This is a genomic window from Citrobacter freundii complex sp. CFNIH2 (genome assembly GCF_002880615.1).
Taxonomy (GTDB): Bacteria; Pseudomonadota; Gammaproteobacteria; order Enterobacterales; family Enterobacteriaceae; genus Citrobacter_A; species Citrobacter_A amalonaticus_F.
This window is the reverse complement of record NZ_CP025757.1, coordinates 1,326,482-1,341,306: the sequence shown is the minus strand read 5'-3', so window position 1 is coordinate 1,341,306 and position 14,825 is coordinate 1,326,482. Positions and strand designations below refer to the sequence as shown.

Genomic DNA, 14,825 nt, shown 5'->3' with positions numbered 1-14,825 from the left:
AAGCCAGCCCACGATGGGCTGGTTTTTTTTCCCCGACGTTGAACCGGTCATAAGGAGAATGCCGTGCAAACCTACACAGGACGTTGCCTCTGCGGGCAGAGCCATTTTACCGTCGATGTCGAATCCCTCGACGTCTATGCCTGTCATTGTACGATATGCCAGAAATGGTCCGGTGGTATCGCCATGTATCTGGAAGCCTGTGGGCAACCGATGATAGATCCCGAAGCATCCGACCCGGCACATTTTGCGTCGTCACCACGCGGCGAACGGTATTTTTGCTCCGGCTGTGGATGTCCGCTGTGGATCAAGTTGACCGACACTGAGCGCTACTTCATTCCCTGGACGTTGCTCGAATTCAACGAGGTCGATCGCCGTCGTCTGATCCTCGCCGCTGAGATTTATACCGAAACGCAACCCGCGTTCTGGCGGCTCACGGGTCAGTACGCGCGTCTGAGCGGCAAGGAAGTTGAAGAACTGGATAACCGCTGCCAGTTCACCCACTGATTATTCGCGTGTGGCCTTCGCCAGACTAAACCACATGCCCACTGCCAGCAGAATCAGCATGCTTCCGGCACTGCTTAATGCCACGCTATGCGACCAGGTAAAAGCCTGCTTCGCGGCCAACAGGACAGGATCCGCCAATGTCGCAGGAAGTGTCTGCGCCAGTTGTACCGCTTCCCCCATCGAGGACGACGCGCGCGCTATCTCCCCGGCGTTCAGACCGTCAGGCAGCGTAATCGACGCAGAGAAGCTACGGCTGAGCAACAGACCAAAGATAGCAATCCCCAGTCCCGCCCCCAGCTCATAGGCCATCGTTTCGATCGCCCCGGCCGCTGCCGCTTTCTCGGCGGGTGCCGCCGCCATAATTGCCGCCGTTGAGGCCAGCAGTGCGCTGGAAGCACTGAATCCCAGTAGCGCCATTAATATCCAGGCCTGGATTTGCTGAGTACTGAAATCCGTTGCCGCCAGACCATAGAAACTCAGCGCGCATAGCGCCATTCCGCCGGTGGCCACTTTCCGCAGCCCCAGTCGTGATACCAGCATCCCGGCAATCGGACCGCTAAATCCGCTGGCCAGCATCACTGGCAGCATAAACAATCCTGCCTGATACGGCGTTAAGCCATGAACAAACTGCAGCTCCTGCGCCATTAACAACTCAAAACCGACCAGCGTAATCATCGCCGTCATCGCCATCACCACGCCGCTTAAGATAATGCGATGGGTGAACAGGCGCATATCAATCATGGGACGACTCGCCGCCAGTTGAATGCGGACAAACTGCGCCAACAACAGTGCGCCGCTCACCAGCGCCAGCGCGATAACGCCGGTAGCGATGTGCCCTTTCAGTGCCGTTTTCGCGCTGTAAACCAGCAGCAGAATCGCGACAATCAGCATAATGGCATGTCCCAGATTGAGCGGCTGATCGCGACGTCCGGCCTGACGTGGAACATAGCGCGCGGTGAGCGCCACCACGACAAGAACAATCGGCACATTAATTAAGAACACCGAGCCCCAGTAGAAGTGCTCAAGCAGCATGCCGCCCACCAGTGGCCCAAATGCCGCCCCACCTGAACCCACCGCCGCCCAGACGCCAAGCGCCATGTTGCGGTGGCGTGCTTGCGAGAAGGTGGCGCGGATCCCGGCCAGCGTCGCCGGCACGATCATTGCCGCGCCAATCGCCAGAATGGCCCGAGTGGCGATAAGCCAACTGGCGGTGTGGGCAAAGGCCGCAGCCAGTGAGGCGAGACCGAACAGCGCCCCGCCGAGAATCAGCAGGCGTTTAAAACCGATGCGATCGCCGAGCGCCCCCATCGGCAGTACCATCCCTGCCATCACCAGCGAGTAAATATCAATGATCCACAACAGTTCGTTGCCACTGGCACCCAGCGTCATACTCAGCGTGGGTGCGGCAACGTGCAGCACCGTTGCATCAATCGCAACAGGAATGTAGACCAGCACAATAATCACTAACGTTAACCACTGACGAAACATAAAACTCCCTACGAAAACAAACTGGACACATGTCCAGCTTTGCCGATCCTACGGAAAATTGAACGTATGTCCAACTTTTTGTTCAGCTACGTGATTATCAAACAATGAGCGTGATTGAATTTGGGAAGGCCTGCTCCGCCCGTAATTGAACATCTGTCCAGCTTATTGATACACTGCCTCTCCGGGATGAATGGAGGTGGTATGAGCTATCTGAATAAAGATGAACGCCGCGAAGTGATTTTGCAGGCAGCCATGCGCGTGGCGCTTGAAGATGGCTTTTCGGCCATGACCGTCCGGCGGATTGCCACAGAAGCAAAGGTGGCAACCGGACAAGTCCACCACCATTTCACCTCTTCCGGAGAACTGAAATCGCAGGCTTTTGTTCGTCTGATTCGCGCCCTGCTGGATGCAGAACTTGTCGCGGAAGATGCCACCTGGCGCACGCGTCTGCACGCCACGCTGGGCAGTGATGACCGCGGATTCGAGCCCTATATCAAGCTCTGGCGCGAAGCGCAGATCCTTGCGGATAAAGACCCGGAAATCAAAAGCGCTTATCTCCTCACCATGCGCATGTGGCATGAAGAGACGGTCGCCATTATCGAAAACGGGCTTGCTGCCGGTGAGTTTACTACCGCCTCCGCACCTGCAGACATTGCCTGGCGTCTGATCGCGCTGGTGTGCGGCCTTGATGGCATGTACGTTCTCGGCATTCAGGAGATGGCCGATCCGGCGTTTGATCGCCATCTGGATCATATGATTACGCTGGAGCTTTTTTCCTGAACGAATGAATGTTAAGCGTTTGCACTTTTTTATTTACATTTGGTAACACTTAAGCAACCTGTTATTCCCCCTTCACTCCGCGTGGTTGCGCATTCTTATCTATCCTTTCATCAATATTCCTAAAAGCATCAATAAATTCTAAAAAGGGCTTATAGCGCCCTTTGTGCAGACTATTTCTTATTTTTCATGAACGACATGTGCATGTGAGGGGTAATATGGCACGACAAAATGAGAAAAATAATCGTTATCTTTTGAGTGACTGGAAGCCGGAAAATCCCGCATTTTGGGAGAATAAAGGAAAACACATAGCACGAAGAAACCTTTGTATCTCAGTCGCTTGCCTGTTGCTTGCCTTCTGTGTCTGGATGTTGTTCAGCGCCGTCGCCGTTAATCTCAATAAAATCGGTTTTAATTTCACCACCGACCAACTCTTTTTATTAACCGCATTACCTTCACTTTCTGGTGCAATATTACGCGTCCCCTACTCCTTTATGGTACCCCTATTTGGGGGGCGTCGCTGGACGGTTTTTAGTACCGCTATCCTGATTATTCCTTGCGTCTGGCTCGGCTTTGCGGTGCAAAATACCACCACTCCTTTCGAGGTATTTATCATCATCGCGCTGCTGTGCGGTTTTGCTGGCGCAAACTTTGCGTCCAGCATGGGTAACATCAGCTTCTTTTTCCCAAAAGCGAATCAAGGCAGCGCGCTGGGGGTGAACGGAGGGCTGGGTAATCTGGGCGTCAGCGTGATGCAACTCGTCGCGCCGCTGGTGATCTTTCTGCCGATCTTCGCCTTCCTCGGCGTTCAGGGCATACCGCAACCCGATGGGTCACTGCTCTCACTGGCAAACGCCGCCTGGATCTGGGTGCCGCTGCTGGCGATTGCCACGATTGCCGCCTGGCTGGGCACTAATGACATCGCCAGCTCTAAAGCCTCTATCGCTTCTCAGTTACCGGTGCTCAAGCGCTTTCACCTCTGGCTGTTGAGCCTGCTCTATCTGGCCACATTCGGATCGTTCATTGGCTTTTCCGCGGGCTTTGCCATGCTGGCGAAGACGCAGTTCCCCGACGTGAATATCCTCAATCTGGCGTTTTTTGGCCCGTTTATCGGTGCGCTGGCGCGTTCTGCGGGCGGCGTTATCTCCGATAAGTTCGGCGGCGTCCGGGTGACGCTGATTAACTTCATTTTTATGGCTCTGTTCTCGGCCCTGCTGTTCCTGACCCTGCCCGGCTCGGGTTCCGGCAGCTTTATCGCCTTCTATCTGGTCTTTATGGGACTGTTCCTGACCGCCGGTCTGGGCAGCGGCTCTACCTTCCAGATGATCGCCGTCATCTTCCGCCAGCTCACCATGTACAAGGTGAAACTGCGTGGTGGAAGCGACGAACAGGCACAGCGTGAAGCGGTGACCGACACCGCCGCCGCGCTGGGCTTTATTTCCGCTATTGGCGCCGTCGGCGGTTTTTTCATTCCTAAAGCCTTCGGCAGTTCGCTGGCGATGACCGGTTCTCCCGTCGGCGCCATGAAAATCTTTCTGGTGTTTTACATCGTCTGCGTGCTGGTGACCTGGCTGGTCTATGGCCGCCGTAAACCGAAGCAAAAATAACAACATATTCACCGATGTTTTGTAGGCCGGGTAAGGCGCTTGCGCCTCTATCCGGCAAGAGTTTACGCCTGATGGCGACGCCGAGGCGTCTTATCAGACCTACAGGACTTATCCGGCCTACAAGACCCTATGGAGCAGGAGAAATGTCATGAGTAAACTGTTGGATCGCTTCCGTTACTTTAAACAAAAGGGTGACACCTTTGCTGACGGTCACGGCCAGGTGATGCATACCAACCGGGACTGGGAAGACAGCTACCGTCAGCGCTGGCAGTTTGACAAGATTGTCCGTTCCACCCACGGGGTGAACTGTACCGGCTCCTGTAGCTGGAAAATCTACGTCAAAAATGGTCTGGTGACCTGGGAAACCCAGCAGACTGACTATCCGCGGACGCGTCCGGATCTGCCTAACCATGAACCGCGCGGCTGCCCGCGTGGCGCCAGCTACTCCTGGTATCTGTACAGCGCCAACCGCCTGAAATACCCGCTGGTGCGTAAGCGTCTGATCGAACTGTGGCGCGACGCGCTGTCCATCCATGCCGATCCGGTGCTGGCGTGGGAGTCGATCATGAACGACCCGCTAAAGTGCCAGAGCTACAAACAGGTACGTGGGCACGGTGGATTCATCCGCTCCAACTGGAAAGAGCTTAACCAGTTAATCGCCGCCGCCAACGTCTGGACAGTGAAAACCTATGGGCCGGACCGCGTTGCCGGCTTCTCGCCGATCCCGGCAATGTCGATGGTCTCCTATGCCGCAGGTACCCGTTATCTTTCCCTGCTCGGCGGTACCTGTCTGAGTTTTTACGACTGGTACTGCGACTTACCGCCCGCGTCACCGATGACCTGGGGCGAACAGACTGATGTGCCGGAATCGGCCGACTGGTACAACTCCAGCTATATCATCGCCTGGGGCTCCAACGTGCCGCAAACGCGGACGCCGGATGCGCACTTCTTTACCGAGGTACGTTACAAAGGCACCAAAACGGTCGCCATTACCCCTGACTTCTCTGAAGTCGCCAAGCTAAGCGATCAGTGGCTGGCGCCAAAACAAGGCACCGACAGCGCGCTGGCGATGGCAATGGGCCATGTGATCTTAAAAGAGTTCCACCTCGACAATCCCAGCGACTATTTCCTTAACTATTGCCGTCGCTACACCGATATGCCGATGCTGGTATTGCTGGATGCCCGCGAGGACGGCAGCTATGTGCCAGGACGAATGATGCGTGCCTCGGATCTGGTTGATGGTCTGGGTGAAAGTAACAATCCGGAGTGGAAAACCGTCGCCTGCAACAGCGCCGGTGAACTGGTGGTGCCTAACGGCTCGATCGGTTTCCGCTGGGGCGAAAAAGGCAAATGGAACCTTGAGTCGCTGGCGGCGGAAACGGAAACCGAGCTGACGCTGTCATTGCTCGGTCAACACGATGAGGTGCTGGGCGTCGCCTTCCCCTATTTTGGCGGCAACGAAAACCCGCATTTTCGCAGCGTGAAGCAGGAGCCGGTGCTGGTGCGCCAACTGCCGGTGAAGCAACTGACGCTTGCCGATGGCAGCCGTTGTCCGGTGGTCAGCGTCTACGATCTTGTGCTGGCAAACTACGGCCTCGATCGCGGTCTGGATGACGCGTACGGTGCGAAGGACTATTCCGAGGTCAAAGCCTACACCCCGGCTTGGGCGGAACAGATCACCGGCGTGCCGCGTTTCCAGATTGAAACCATCGCCCGTGAGTTTGCCGATACCGCGCATAAAACTCACGGACGTTCGATGATTATCCTTGGTGCCGGTGTCAACCACTGGTATCACATGGACATGAACTACCGGGGAATGATCAACATCCTCGTGTTCTGCGGCTGTGTCGGACAGAGCGGCGGCGGCTGGGCGCACTATGTCGGCCAGGAAAAACTGCGTCCGCAAACCGGCTGGCTACCGCTGGCTTTCGCGCTGGACTGGAACCGTCCGCCGCGCCAGATGAACAGCACCTCGTTTTTCTATAATCACGCCAGCCAGTGGCGTTATGAAAAACTGACCGCCCAGGAACTGCTCTCACCGCTGGCGGATGCCTCGAAATTCACCGGCCATCTGATCGATTTCAACGTGCGTGCCGAGCGCATGGGCTGGCTGCCTTCTGCGCCGCAGCTCAACCTCAACCCGCTGACGGTGAAAGCCAGCGCCGAAAAGGCCGGCTTATCGCCTGCGGAGTACACCATTCAGGCATTGAAATCCGGTGATATTCGTTTTGCCTGCGAACAGCCCGACAGCGGTAAGAACCATCCGCGCAATCTGTTTGTCTGGCGCTCTAACCTCCTCGGTTCTTCCGGTAAAGGCCATGAGTACATGCTCAAATATTTACTGGGAACAGAGAGCGGCATTCAGGGGGAAGCGCTGGGTTCCAGTGAAGGCATTAAACCGGAAGAGGTGGAATGGCAGTCAGCGGCAATCGAAGGCAAGCTCGACCTGCTGGTGACGCTCGACTTCCGTATGTCGAGTACCTGTCTGTTCTCCGATATTGTTCTTCCCACTGCCACCTGGTATGAAAAAGACGACATGAATACTTCGGATATGCATCCGTTTATTCACCCGCTGTCTGCGGCGGTGGATCCGGCGTGGGAATCAAAAAGCGACTGGGAAATCTACAAAGGCATTGCCAGGGTGTTCTCTGAGGTCTGTGTCGGCCATCTGGGACAAGAAACCGACGTGGTGCTGCAACCGCTGCAGCACGATTCACCGGCAGAACTTTCGCAGCCGTTCGACATTCAGGACTGGCGTAAAGGGGAATGCGATTTAATCCCCGGTAAAACCGCGCCAAACATCGCCGTGGTAGAACGTGATTACCCCGCGACGTACGAGCGTTTTACCTCGCTCGGACCGTTGATGGACAAGTTGGGTAACGGCGGTAAAGGGATCTCGTGGAACACCCAGACGGAGGTCGATTTCCTCGGCAAGCTCAACTACACCAAGCGCGAAGGCCCGGCGAAAGGCCGTCCGCTGATTGAAACTGCACTGGACGCATCGGAAGTGATCCTCGCCCTCGCCCCGGAAACCAACGGTCAGGTCGCTGTGAAAGCGTGGGAAGCGCTCGGCGCGATGACTGGTCGTGAACATACGCATCTGGCGCTCAACAAAGAAGACGAGAAGATTCGCTTCCGCGATATCCAGGCGCAGCCGCGCAAAATCATCTCCAGCCCGACCTGGTCCGGTCTGGAAAGTGAACATGTCTCCTATAACGCGGGCTATACCAACGTCCATGAGCTGATCCCGTGGCGCACGCTCTCTGGTCGTCAACAGCTGTATCAGGACCATCAATGGATGCGGGCGTTCGGCGAAAGCCTCGTGGCTTATCGTCCGCCGATTGATACCCGTAGCGTCAGCGAAATGCGGGAAATTCCGCCGAACGGTTTCCCGGAAAAAGCACTGAACTTCCTGACGCCGCACCAGAAATGGGGCATTCACTCCACCTATAGCGAAAACCTGCTGATGCTGACGCTGTCGCGCGGCGGGCCGATTGTCTGGATCAGTGAAACGGATGCCAAAGAGCTGGGCATTGAGGATAACGACTGGATCGAAGCCTTCAACGCCAACGGCGCCCTCACCGCCCGTGCGGTGGTGAGTCAGCGCGTGCCGCCCGGCATGACGATGATGTACCACGCGCAGGAACGCATCATGAATATCCCCGGTTCGGAAGTCACCGGGATGCGCGGCGGGATCCACAACTCCGTCACCCGCGTGTGCCCGAAACCGACCCACATGATTGGCGGCTATGCGCAGCTTGCTTACGGCTTTAACTATTACGGTACCGTCGGCTCCAACCGCGACGAGTTCATCATGATTAGAAAAATGAAAAACATTGACTGGCTGGATGATGAAGGTCGGGATCAGGTACAGGAGGCGAAAAAATGAAGATACGCTCACAGGTTGGCATGGTACTGAACCTCGATAAATGCATTGGCTGCCACACCTGCTCCGTCACCTGTAAAAACGTCTGGACCGGACGTGAAGGGATGGAGTACGCGTGGTTTAACAACGTCGAGACGAAACCCGGCATCGGTTATCCGAAAAACTGGGAAGACCAGGAAGAATGGCAAGGCGGCTGGGTTCGCGACGTGAATGGCAAGATCAGGCCGCGTCTGGGCGGCAAAATGGGCGTTATCACCAAAATCTTCGCTAACCCGGTCATTCCGCAAATCGATGATTACTACGAGCCGTTCACCTACGACTATCAGCATCTGCACAGCGCGCCAGAAGGCAAACATCAACCTACCGCCCGTCCCCGTTCGCTGATTGACGGCAAGCGAATGGATAAAATCATCTGGGGGCCGAACTGGGAAGAGCTGCTTGGCGGCGAATTCGAAAAGCGCGCGCGAGACCGTAACTTCGACAAGATCCAGAAGGAGATGTACGGCCAGTTTGAAAACACCTTCATGATGTATCTGCCGCGCCTGTGCGAACACTGCCTGAACCCAAGCTGTGTCGCCACCTGCCCGAGCGGCGCCATCTACAAGCGTGAAGAAGACGGCATTGTGCTGATCGATCAGGATAAATGCCGCGGCTGGCGTCTGTGCATCAGCGGCTGTCCGTACAAAAAAATCTACTTCAACTGGAAAAGCGGCAAATCCGAAAAATGCATTTTCTGTTATCCGCGTATTGAATCTGGTCAACCAACCGTCTGTTCCGAAACCTGCGTCGGGCGCATCCGCTATCTCGGCGTGCTGCTCTACGATGCGGACCGTATTGAAGAAGCGGCCAGCACCGAGCATGAAACCGATCTGTATGAGCGTCAGTGCGACGTGTTTCTGAATCCGCATGACCCGGCGGTGATTGAAGAAGCGCTGAAACAGGGCATTCCACAGAACGTGATCGACGCGGCGCAGCGTTCGCCGGTCTACAAAATGGCGATGGACTGGAAGCTGGCGCTGCCGCTGCATCCGGAATACCGCACCCTGCCAATGGTCTGGTATGTGCCGCCGCTGTCGCCGATTCAGTCTTACGCCGATGCGGGCGGACTGCCGAAAAGCGACGGCGTGCTGCCGGCGATCGAAAGCCTGCGTATTCCGGTGCAGTACCTCGCCAATATGTTGAGCGCTGGCGACACCGGCCCGGTGCTGCGCGCGCTGAAGCGCATGATGGCGATGCGTCACTATATGCGCTCGCAGACCGTAGAAGGCGTCACCGATACCCGCGCGATTGACGAAGTCGGGCTGACCGTGGAACAGATTGAAGAGATGTATCGCTATCTTGCCATTGCCAACTACGAAGACCGTTTTGTCATCCCGACCAGCCATCGCGAGATGGCGCGTGACGCCTTTCCTGAGCGCAACGGTTGCGGCTTCTCTTTCGGCGACGGCTGTCACGGTTCCGATACTAAATTCAACCTGTTCAACAGTAGCCGCATTGACGCTATCAACATTACCGAAGTACGTGATAAGGCGGAGGGGGAATAATGCAAATCCTCAAGGTGATTGGCCTGCTGATGGAGTATCCGGATGAGCTGCTGTGGGAGTGTAAAGACGACGCGCTGGCGCTGGTGAGACACGAGGCACCGATGCTCAACGACTTCACCGACGCCCTGCTCAGCGCGCCGTTGCTCGATAAACAGGCCGAATGGTGCGAAGTGTTTGACCGTGGGCGCGCCACCTCGCTGCTGCTGTTCGAGCACGTGCATGCGGAATCACGCGATCGCGGCCAGGCGATGGTCGATTTGCTGGCGCAGTACGAGAAGGTCGGGCTACAGCTTGATTGTCGCGAGCTGCCGGACCATCTGCCGCTGTATCTGGAATACCTGAGCGTACTGCCGGAAGCGGAAGCGCGCGAAGGTTTGCAGAACGTTGCGCCGATTCTGGCCCTGCTGGGCGGACGCTTAAAGCAGCGCGACACGCCGTGGTATCAACTGTTCGATGCCCTGCTTTTCCTGGCGGGCAGTCCGCTATCGAGTGACAGTGTCACGAAGCAGGTGGATACCGAGGCCCGTGACGATACCCGCCAGGCGCTGGATGCCGTCTGGGAAGAGGAACAGGTGAAATTTATCGAAGATAACGCCACGGCCTGTGACAGTTCGCCGTTACAGCAATATCAACGACGCTTTAGCCAGGACGTGGCGCCGCAGTACGTCGACGTCAGCGCGGGAGGCCCGAAATGATACAGTTCCTGAACGTCTTTTTTTACGACATCTACCCCTATCTCTGCGGGACGGTGTTTATCCTCGGCAGTTGGCTGCGCTATGACTACGGGCAGTACACCTGGCGGGCGTCCTCCAGTCAGATGCTGGACAAGCGCGGGATGGTTCTGTGGTCGAATCTGTTCCACATCGGCATTCTGGGGATCTTCTTTGGTCACCTGTTCGGGATGTTAACCCCCCACTGGATGTACGCCTGGTTCCTGCCGGTTGCGGTGAAACAACAGATGGCAATGATTGCCGGCGGGATCTGTGGCGTACTGACGCTGGTCGGCGGTGCGGGATTGCTGGTGCGTCGCCTGACTAACTCTCGCGTCCGGGCCACCTCATCCACGGCAGATATCCTGATCCTCTGCATTCTGCTGATTCAGTGCATTCTGGGCTTAAGCACAATACCGTTCTCCGCACAGCACCCGGACGGCAGTGAAATGCTGAAACTGGTGGAATGGGCACAGTCGGTTGTCACCTTCCGTGGCGGCGCCTCAGCCCACCTCGACGGCGTGGCGTTTATCTTCCGCGTGCATCTGGTGCTGGGAATGACCATCTTCCTGATCTTCCCGTTCACCCGTCTGGTTCACGTCTGGAGCGCGCCGTTTGAGTACTTCAGTCGTCGCTACCAGATCGTTCGTTCCCGTCGCTAGGAATTTCGGTGTCGGATGGTACTGCCATCCGACACGCTGCACGTTATGACGCTTCTCCACCTCAGGGAGAATGCTGCTGGTGAAAAGACATCAGGAGCGAGTATTAGTCCGCGATGGTATTGTCGATATTGAAGTAGTCATTCAGGGTAACCAACTGCTTAAAGTGACTATATCCGTCAATGCGGCGAACTTGTTTCACGCACAGCGGGTAATAGATTTTTAAAAATTCACGGGCAGGAAATATTCCTACCCGTGCGGTTTATTTGTCCGTTATGATACTGATGAGTTTAAATTACGACATGAAACACCTTAATAAATCTTAAATCGGATTTAAGATATGTTATCTCCTTAAAAATCATAAAGATGACCTCAACCCCTCTCTTTTATTATATGCCATGACTGTTGCGAAATTAACGTCATTTCATCTGTAATCCATTATTTCACTTCACAATTAACTGATTTCTTTAGTTACGTAAGATCAATTCATTTGTGATCCATTCAGCAACATGAAAAATAAATCACTCTTGCACGAATGAATTACTGGAAGGAATTCGGCAGATATCGTCTGACTCAAATTGCTTTCGCTCTGCCTGGAAACCAAAACGCAGCGTTGAGAAATATAATTTATTCCGTGCTGTATTTGTCTATTAAAAAAAGCGAATAGGGATATGAAAGAATTTAAATTAACCACTATGGCGCTGTTGATCGGCAGCCTGTTAATGACAAATAACGTAAATGCAAAAATTTATGATGAAGATGATGGCATTATCACCGGCAGTGGTGCCCTGGTTGCAGGTGGCAGCTATAAAATTATCAGCGTCGCAGGGGAAGACAACACCCTCTTCGTGGAAAACAATGGTGCGATTATGGTGACGGCTCCGGCTGGAACGCCGATTGTTAGCGGCATGGGCGAGTTTGAAGATGGCGATTTTTCACTTGCCTCTGGCGCTGTCTTTGTTGCCAATAGCGGCACAATCAATTTGGGGTCAGGTTCTACCATTAATCAGCTTGTTGGGGATTACATTCCGGGTACGGTTGAAGGACGCCCTGACCTGGCGCTGGACAATGATTATCACACGATGTTCGCGGTTGGCATTCTCAATGTCGGCGGATCAAGCGATGCCTATCTTGCGAAAAAAGGCGCGATTATTGCTGATGATTTAACCATAAACATCAGCCACAAACGTGAGAATAAGGACATCATGGGTATTTACGCTGATAAGAATAACGGCGTGATTACCCTGACCGGTGACACCACGGTGAATGCAACCATCACCGGAGCGAAGGGACACATTTTTGGCATTTATGCGAAAGAAGGAACCCTCATCAACGCTGAAAACCTGATTGTTAATAACAAGAGTACGGAATACTCCGTGGGGATCGTTTCAGAATCGACAAACTCCACTCACCGCTCGCTTATTCGTTATCAGAATGCCACCGTGAGATCCGTTGCTGATGAGTTTGCAGACGGCATTAATGCTAACGCGGGTTATATTGAAGCCTTTGGTGATACCGCGATCGATATCACTGCCAATCGCGTTGGGGCGGTTGCTTCGGGTATCTGGCTATCTGATGGTATTGATGACATCGATTTGGATTCGTACATCACCACTCATGGAACGACGTCAGTATTGTTAAAATCAGGCGCGGATCAGACGGTTCTTGAAGGCGTCGATTCAATGGGCTCCTCGCAATATACCGGTAATAACCTGACCATTACCCTGGATACTCAGGGGCATCAACAGACAACCGGTTCCGGTATTATGGCCAGTAAAGAAGATGCCCTCACGGCGGGTAAAATCGACATTAATGGTCGTCTGAACATTGATGTTGTCGATACCACCCGCAGTGGGAGCTGGAAATACGTTCAGGCGAACAAAGGCGGCGAGATCACGCTAAACGGTGAAGTGCAACTGGGGGTTAACTACAACGACCCGGATGCCACCGCCATTCTGGCGGAAAACGCCGACTCCCGCGTGACGATTAACCCGCAGAAAATCCAGGTTGTCGGGACGATTGAAGCCCTGGATTCCGCCGTGGTTGATGTGAATGCGATTAACCAGTCGCGTTTCGTCGGCGGGATGGTCACCAGCGGCAATGCGGTGAATAACTTGTCGCTGGCCGACGGCTCGGCCTGGAACATGACCAAAAGTTCTCAGCTCACCAACCTGACGCTGAATGACTCCACGCTGACTTTTATGCCGACCGCCGCAAAGCGTCGTATGCTGACGCGTGATACCGCGAGCTTCAAAACCCTGACAGTGGATGGTGATTACACAGGCACTAACGGTAATCTCGTGATGAACACCCAACTGGGCGATGACAGCTCACCGACTGACCGGATGATCGTTGCGGGCAACACCTCCGGCAGCACGAACGTTAAAGTACTGAACGCCGGGGGCGCGGGCGGTCTGACGACTGATGGCATCGAACTGATTAGCGTTGGCGGCAATTCTGACGGTGTGTTTAAACAAAATGGCCGTATCGTGGCCGGTGCGTATGACTACACCCTGCATCGCGGTGAAGGCGAGAATAATAAAAACTGGTATCTGAGCAGCGCCCTGTCTCCGGTTACTCCGCTGGATCCTCTGAATCCTACCGATCCGCAGCCGCCAACTCCGACGCTGCGTGAACACGCGGTGCGTCCGGAAGCAGGCCTGTATGGCATGAACCTGCAGGCGGCGAACACGCTGTTCAATACCCGTTTGCAGGATCGTCTCGGTGAAACGCATTACGTGGACGCGCTGACCGGCGAAGACGCCGTCACCAGCCTGTGGCTGCGTAATGTGGGCGGTCATACCCGTCAGAAAGACAGCAGCGGTCAACTGGACATGCAGGCCAACCGTTATGTCATGCAGCTCGGTGGCGATCTCGCGCAGTGGTCTTCGGACAGCGCCGACCGTTATCATCTGGGTCTGATGGCCGGTTATGCGAACCAGAAAGCGCGCGCCGAAAACCAGCGTAACGGTAACCGTGCCGACAGCCGCGTCAGCGGTTACAGTGTCGGCCTGTACGGCACCTGGCTGCAGGACAACGCGACGCACGAAGGCGCGTATGTCGATACCTGGGCGCAGTACAGCTGGTTTGATAACACGGTGTCCGGGCGTGGCGTCGAATCTGAAGAGTATGATTCTAAAGGCTTCACCGCATCTGTTGAATCCGGCTACACCTGGAAACTGGCCGAACTCAGTGAGCGCAACGCGCTGTACATCCAGCCCAAAGCCCAGGTCACCTGGATGGGCGTGAAGGCCGATGAGCACAAAGAAGTTAACGGTACCCGCGTGGAAGGCAACGGTGACGGCAACATCCAGACCCGTGTTGGTGTGCGTCTGTTCGGCAAGGGCCACAACAAACTGGATGACGGCAAAGGCCGCACCTTCCAGCCGTTTGTGGAAGCCAACTGGATCCACAACACCAAAGACTTTGGCGTCGCAATGAACGGTGAAAACGTGAATCTGAAGGGCACCCGCAATATTGGCGAACTGAAAGCCGGTGTTGAAGGTCAGTTGACGAAGAACGTTGCCCTGTGGGGTAACATCGGTCAGCAGATCGGTGATAAAGGTTACAGCGATACCTCCGCGATGGTAGGTATTAAGGCCTCATTCTGATGCTAAAACACCCGGCTCGCGTAGATGCCTGCCGGGTTT

At 55.0% G+C, this 14,825-nt stretch carries 9 protein-coding genes; 8 read left to right on the top strand and 1 reads right to left on the bottom strand.

Annotation, left to right across the window (positions count from 1 at the left end; genetic code table 11):
• Window positions 1-63 precede the first annotated feature (63 nt).
• A complete protein-coding gene (locus tag WM46_RS06765; protein WP_061077530.1) occupies window positions 64-504 on the top strand; it encodes a GFA family protein in 441 nt (146 codons plus the stop codon).
• On the opposite strand, the gene WM46_RS06760 is transcribed toward WM46_RS06765, so the two are convergent.
• Window positions 505-1,992: an MFS transporter gene (locus WM46_RS06760; RefSeq protein ID WP_102601805.1), complete on the bottom strand. Its 1,488-nt coding sequence runs from the start codon at window positions 1,990-1,992 to the stop codon at window positions 505-507.
• Between the two features lie 201 nt (window positions 1,993-2,193).
• Here WM46_RS06760 and WM46_RS06755 point away from each other — a divergent pair, with 201 nt between their 5' ends.
• The 7 genes from WM46_RS06755 to WM46_RS26600 all read left to right on the top strand — a co-directional run bounded on the left by WM46_RS06755 (window position 2,194) and on the right by WM46_RS26600 (window position 14,786).
• Window positions 2,194-2,772: a TetR family transcriptional regulator gene (locus tag WM46_RS06755; protein WP_102601804.1), complete on the top strand. Its 579-nt coding sequence runs from the start codon at window positions 2,194-2,196 to the stop codon at window positions 2,770-2,772.
• Window positions 2,773-2,987: 215 nt separating this feature from the next.
• Window positions 2,988-4,376 (top strand): NarK family nitrate/nitrite MFS transporter, encoded by a 1,389-nt coding sequence (locus tag WM46_RS06750; RefSeq protein WP_102601803.1) that lies wholly within the window; start codon window positions 2,988-2,990, stop codon window positions 4,374-4,376.
• A 148-nt stretch (window positions 4,377-4,524) separates the two neighbouring features.
• Window positions 4,525-8,265 carry a nitrate reductase subunit alpha gene (locus WM46_RS06745; protein WP_061077534.1) on the top strand — a complete coding sequence of 1,247 codons (3,741 nt, stop codon included), beginning with the start codon at window positions 4,525-4,527 and terminating at the stop codon, window positions 8,263-8,265.
• Window positions 8,262-9,806, top strand: a complete 1,545-nt coding sequence (gene narH / locus WM46_RS06740; protein WP_043000675.1) for a nitrate reductase subunit beta — start codon at window positions 8,262-8,264, stop codon at window positions 9,804-9,806. The genes WM46_RS06745 and narH overlap by 4 nt, the downstream gene beginning before the upstream one ends.
• The gene (gene narW, locus WM46_RS06735) at window positions 9,806-10,501 is read left to right on the top strand and encodes a nitrate reductase molybdenum cofactor assembly chaperone (protein WP_061077536.1); all 696 of its coding nucleotides are present in this window, start codon (window positions 9,806-9,808) and stop codon (window positions 10,499-10,501) included. Before narH ends, narW begins: the two co-directional genes overlap by 1 nt.
• Window positions 10,498-11,178 (top strand): respiratory nitrate reductase subunit gamma, encoded by a 681-nt coding sequence (narI, locus tag WM46_RS06730; RefSeq protein WP_061077537.1) that lies wholly within the window; start codon window positions 10,498-10,500, stop codon window positions 11,176-11,178. Before narW ends, narI begins: the two co-directional genes overlap by 4 nt.
• Window positions 11,179-11,846: 668 nt before the next feature.
• Window positions 11,847-14,786, top strand: coding sequence for an autotransporter outer membrane beta-barrel domain-containing protein (locus WM46_RS26600; protein ID WP_262360465.1), 2,940 nt, complete (start codon window positions 11,847-11,849; stop codon window positions 14,784-14,786).
• Window positions 14,787-14,825: the final 39 nt, after the last annotated feature.

Coding starts and splice junctions, on each gene's coding strand:
- WM46_RS06745 (WP_061077534.1), top strand. CDS start 4,525: ATGAGTAAACTGTTGGATCGCTTCCGTTACTTTAAACAAAAGGGTGAC.
- WM46_RS06755 (WP_102601804.1), top strand. CDS start 2,194: ATGAGCTATCTGAATAAAGATGAACGCCGCGAAGTGATTTTGCAGGCA.
- WM46_RS06760 (WP_102601805.1), bottom strand. CDS start 1,992: ATGTTTCGTCAGTGGTTAACGTTAGTGATTATTGTGCTGGTCTACATT.
- WM46_RS26600 (WP_262360465.1), top strand. CDS start 11,847: ATGAAAGAATTTAAATTAACCACTATGGCGCTGTTGATCGGCAGCCTG.
- narW (WP_061077536.1), top strand. CDS start 9,806: ATGCAAATCCTCAAGGTGATTGGCCTGCTGATGGAGTATCCGGATGAG.
- WM46_RS06750 (WP_102601803.1), top strand. CDS start 2,988: ATGGCACGACAAAATGAGAAAAATAATCGTTATCTTTTGAGTGACTGG.
- narH (WP_043000675.1), top strand. CDS start 8,262: ATGAAGATACGCTCACAGGTTGGCATGGTACTGAACCTCGATAAATGC.
- narI (WP_061077537.1), top strand. CDS start 10,498: ATGATACAGTTCCTGAACGTCTTTTTTTACGACATCTACCCCTATCTC.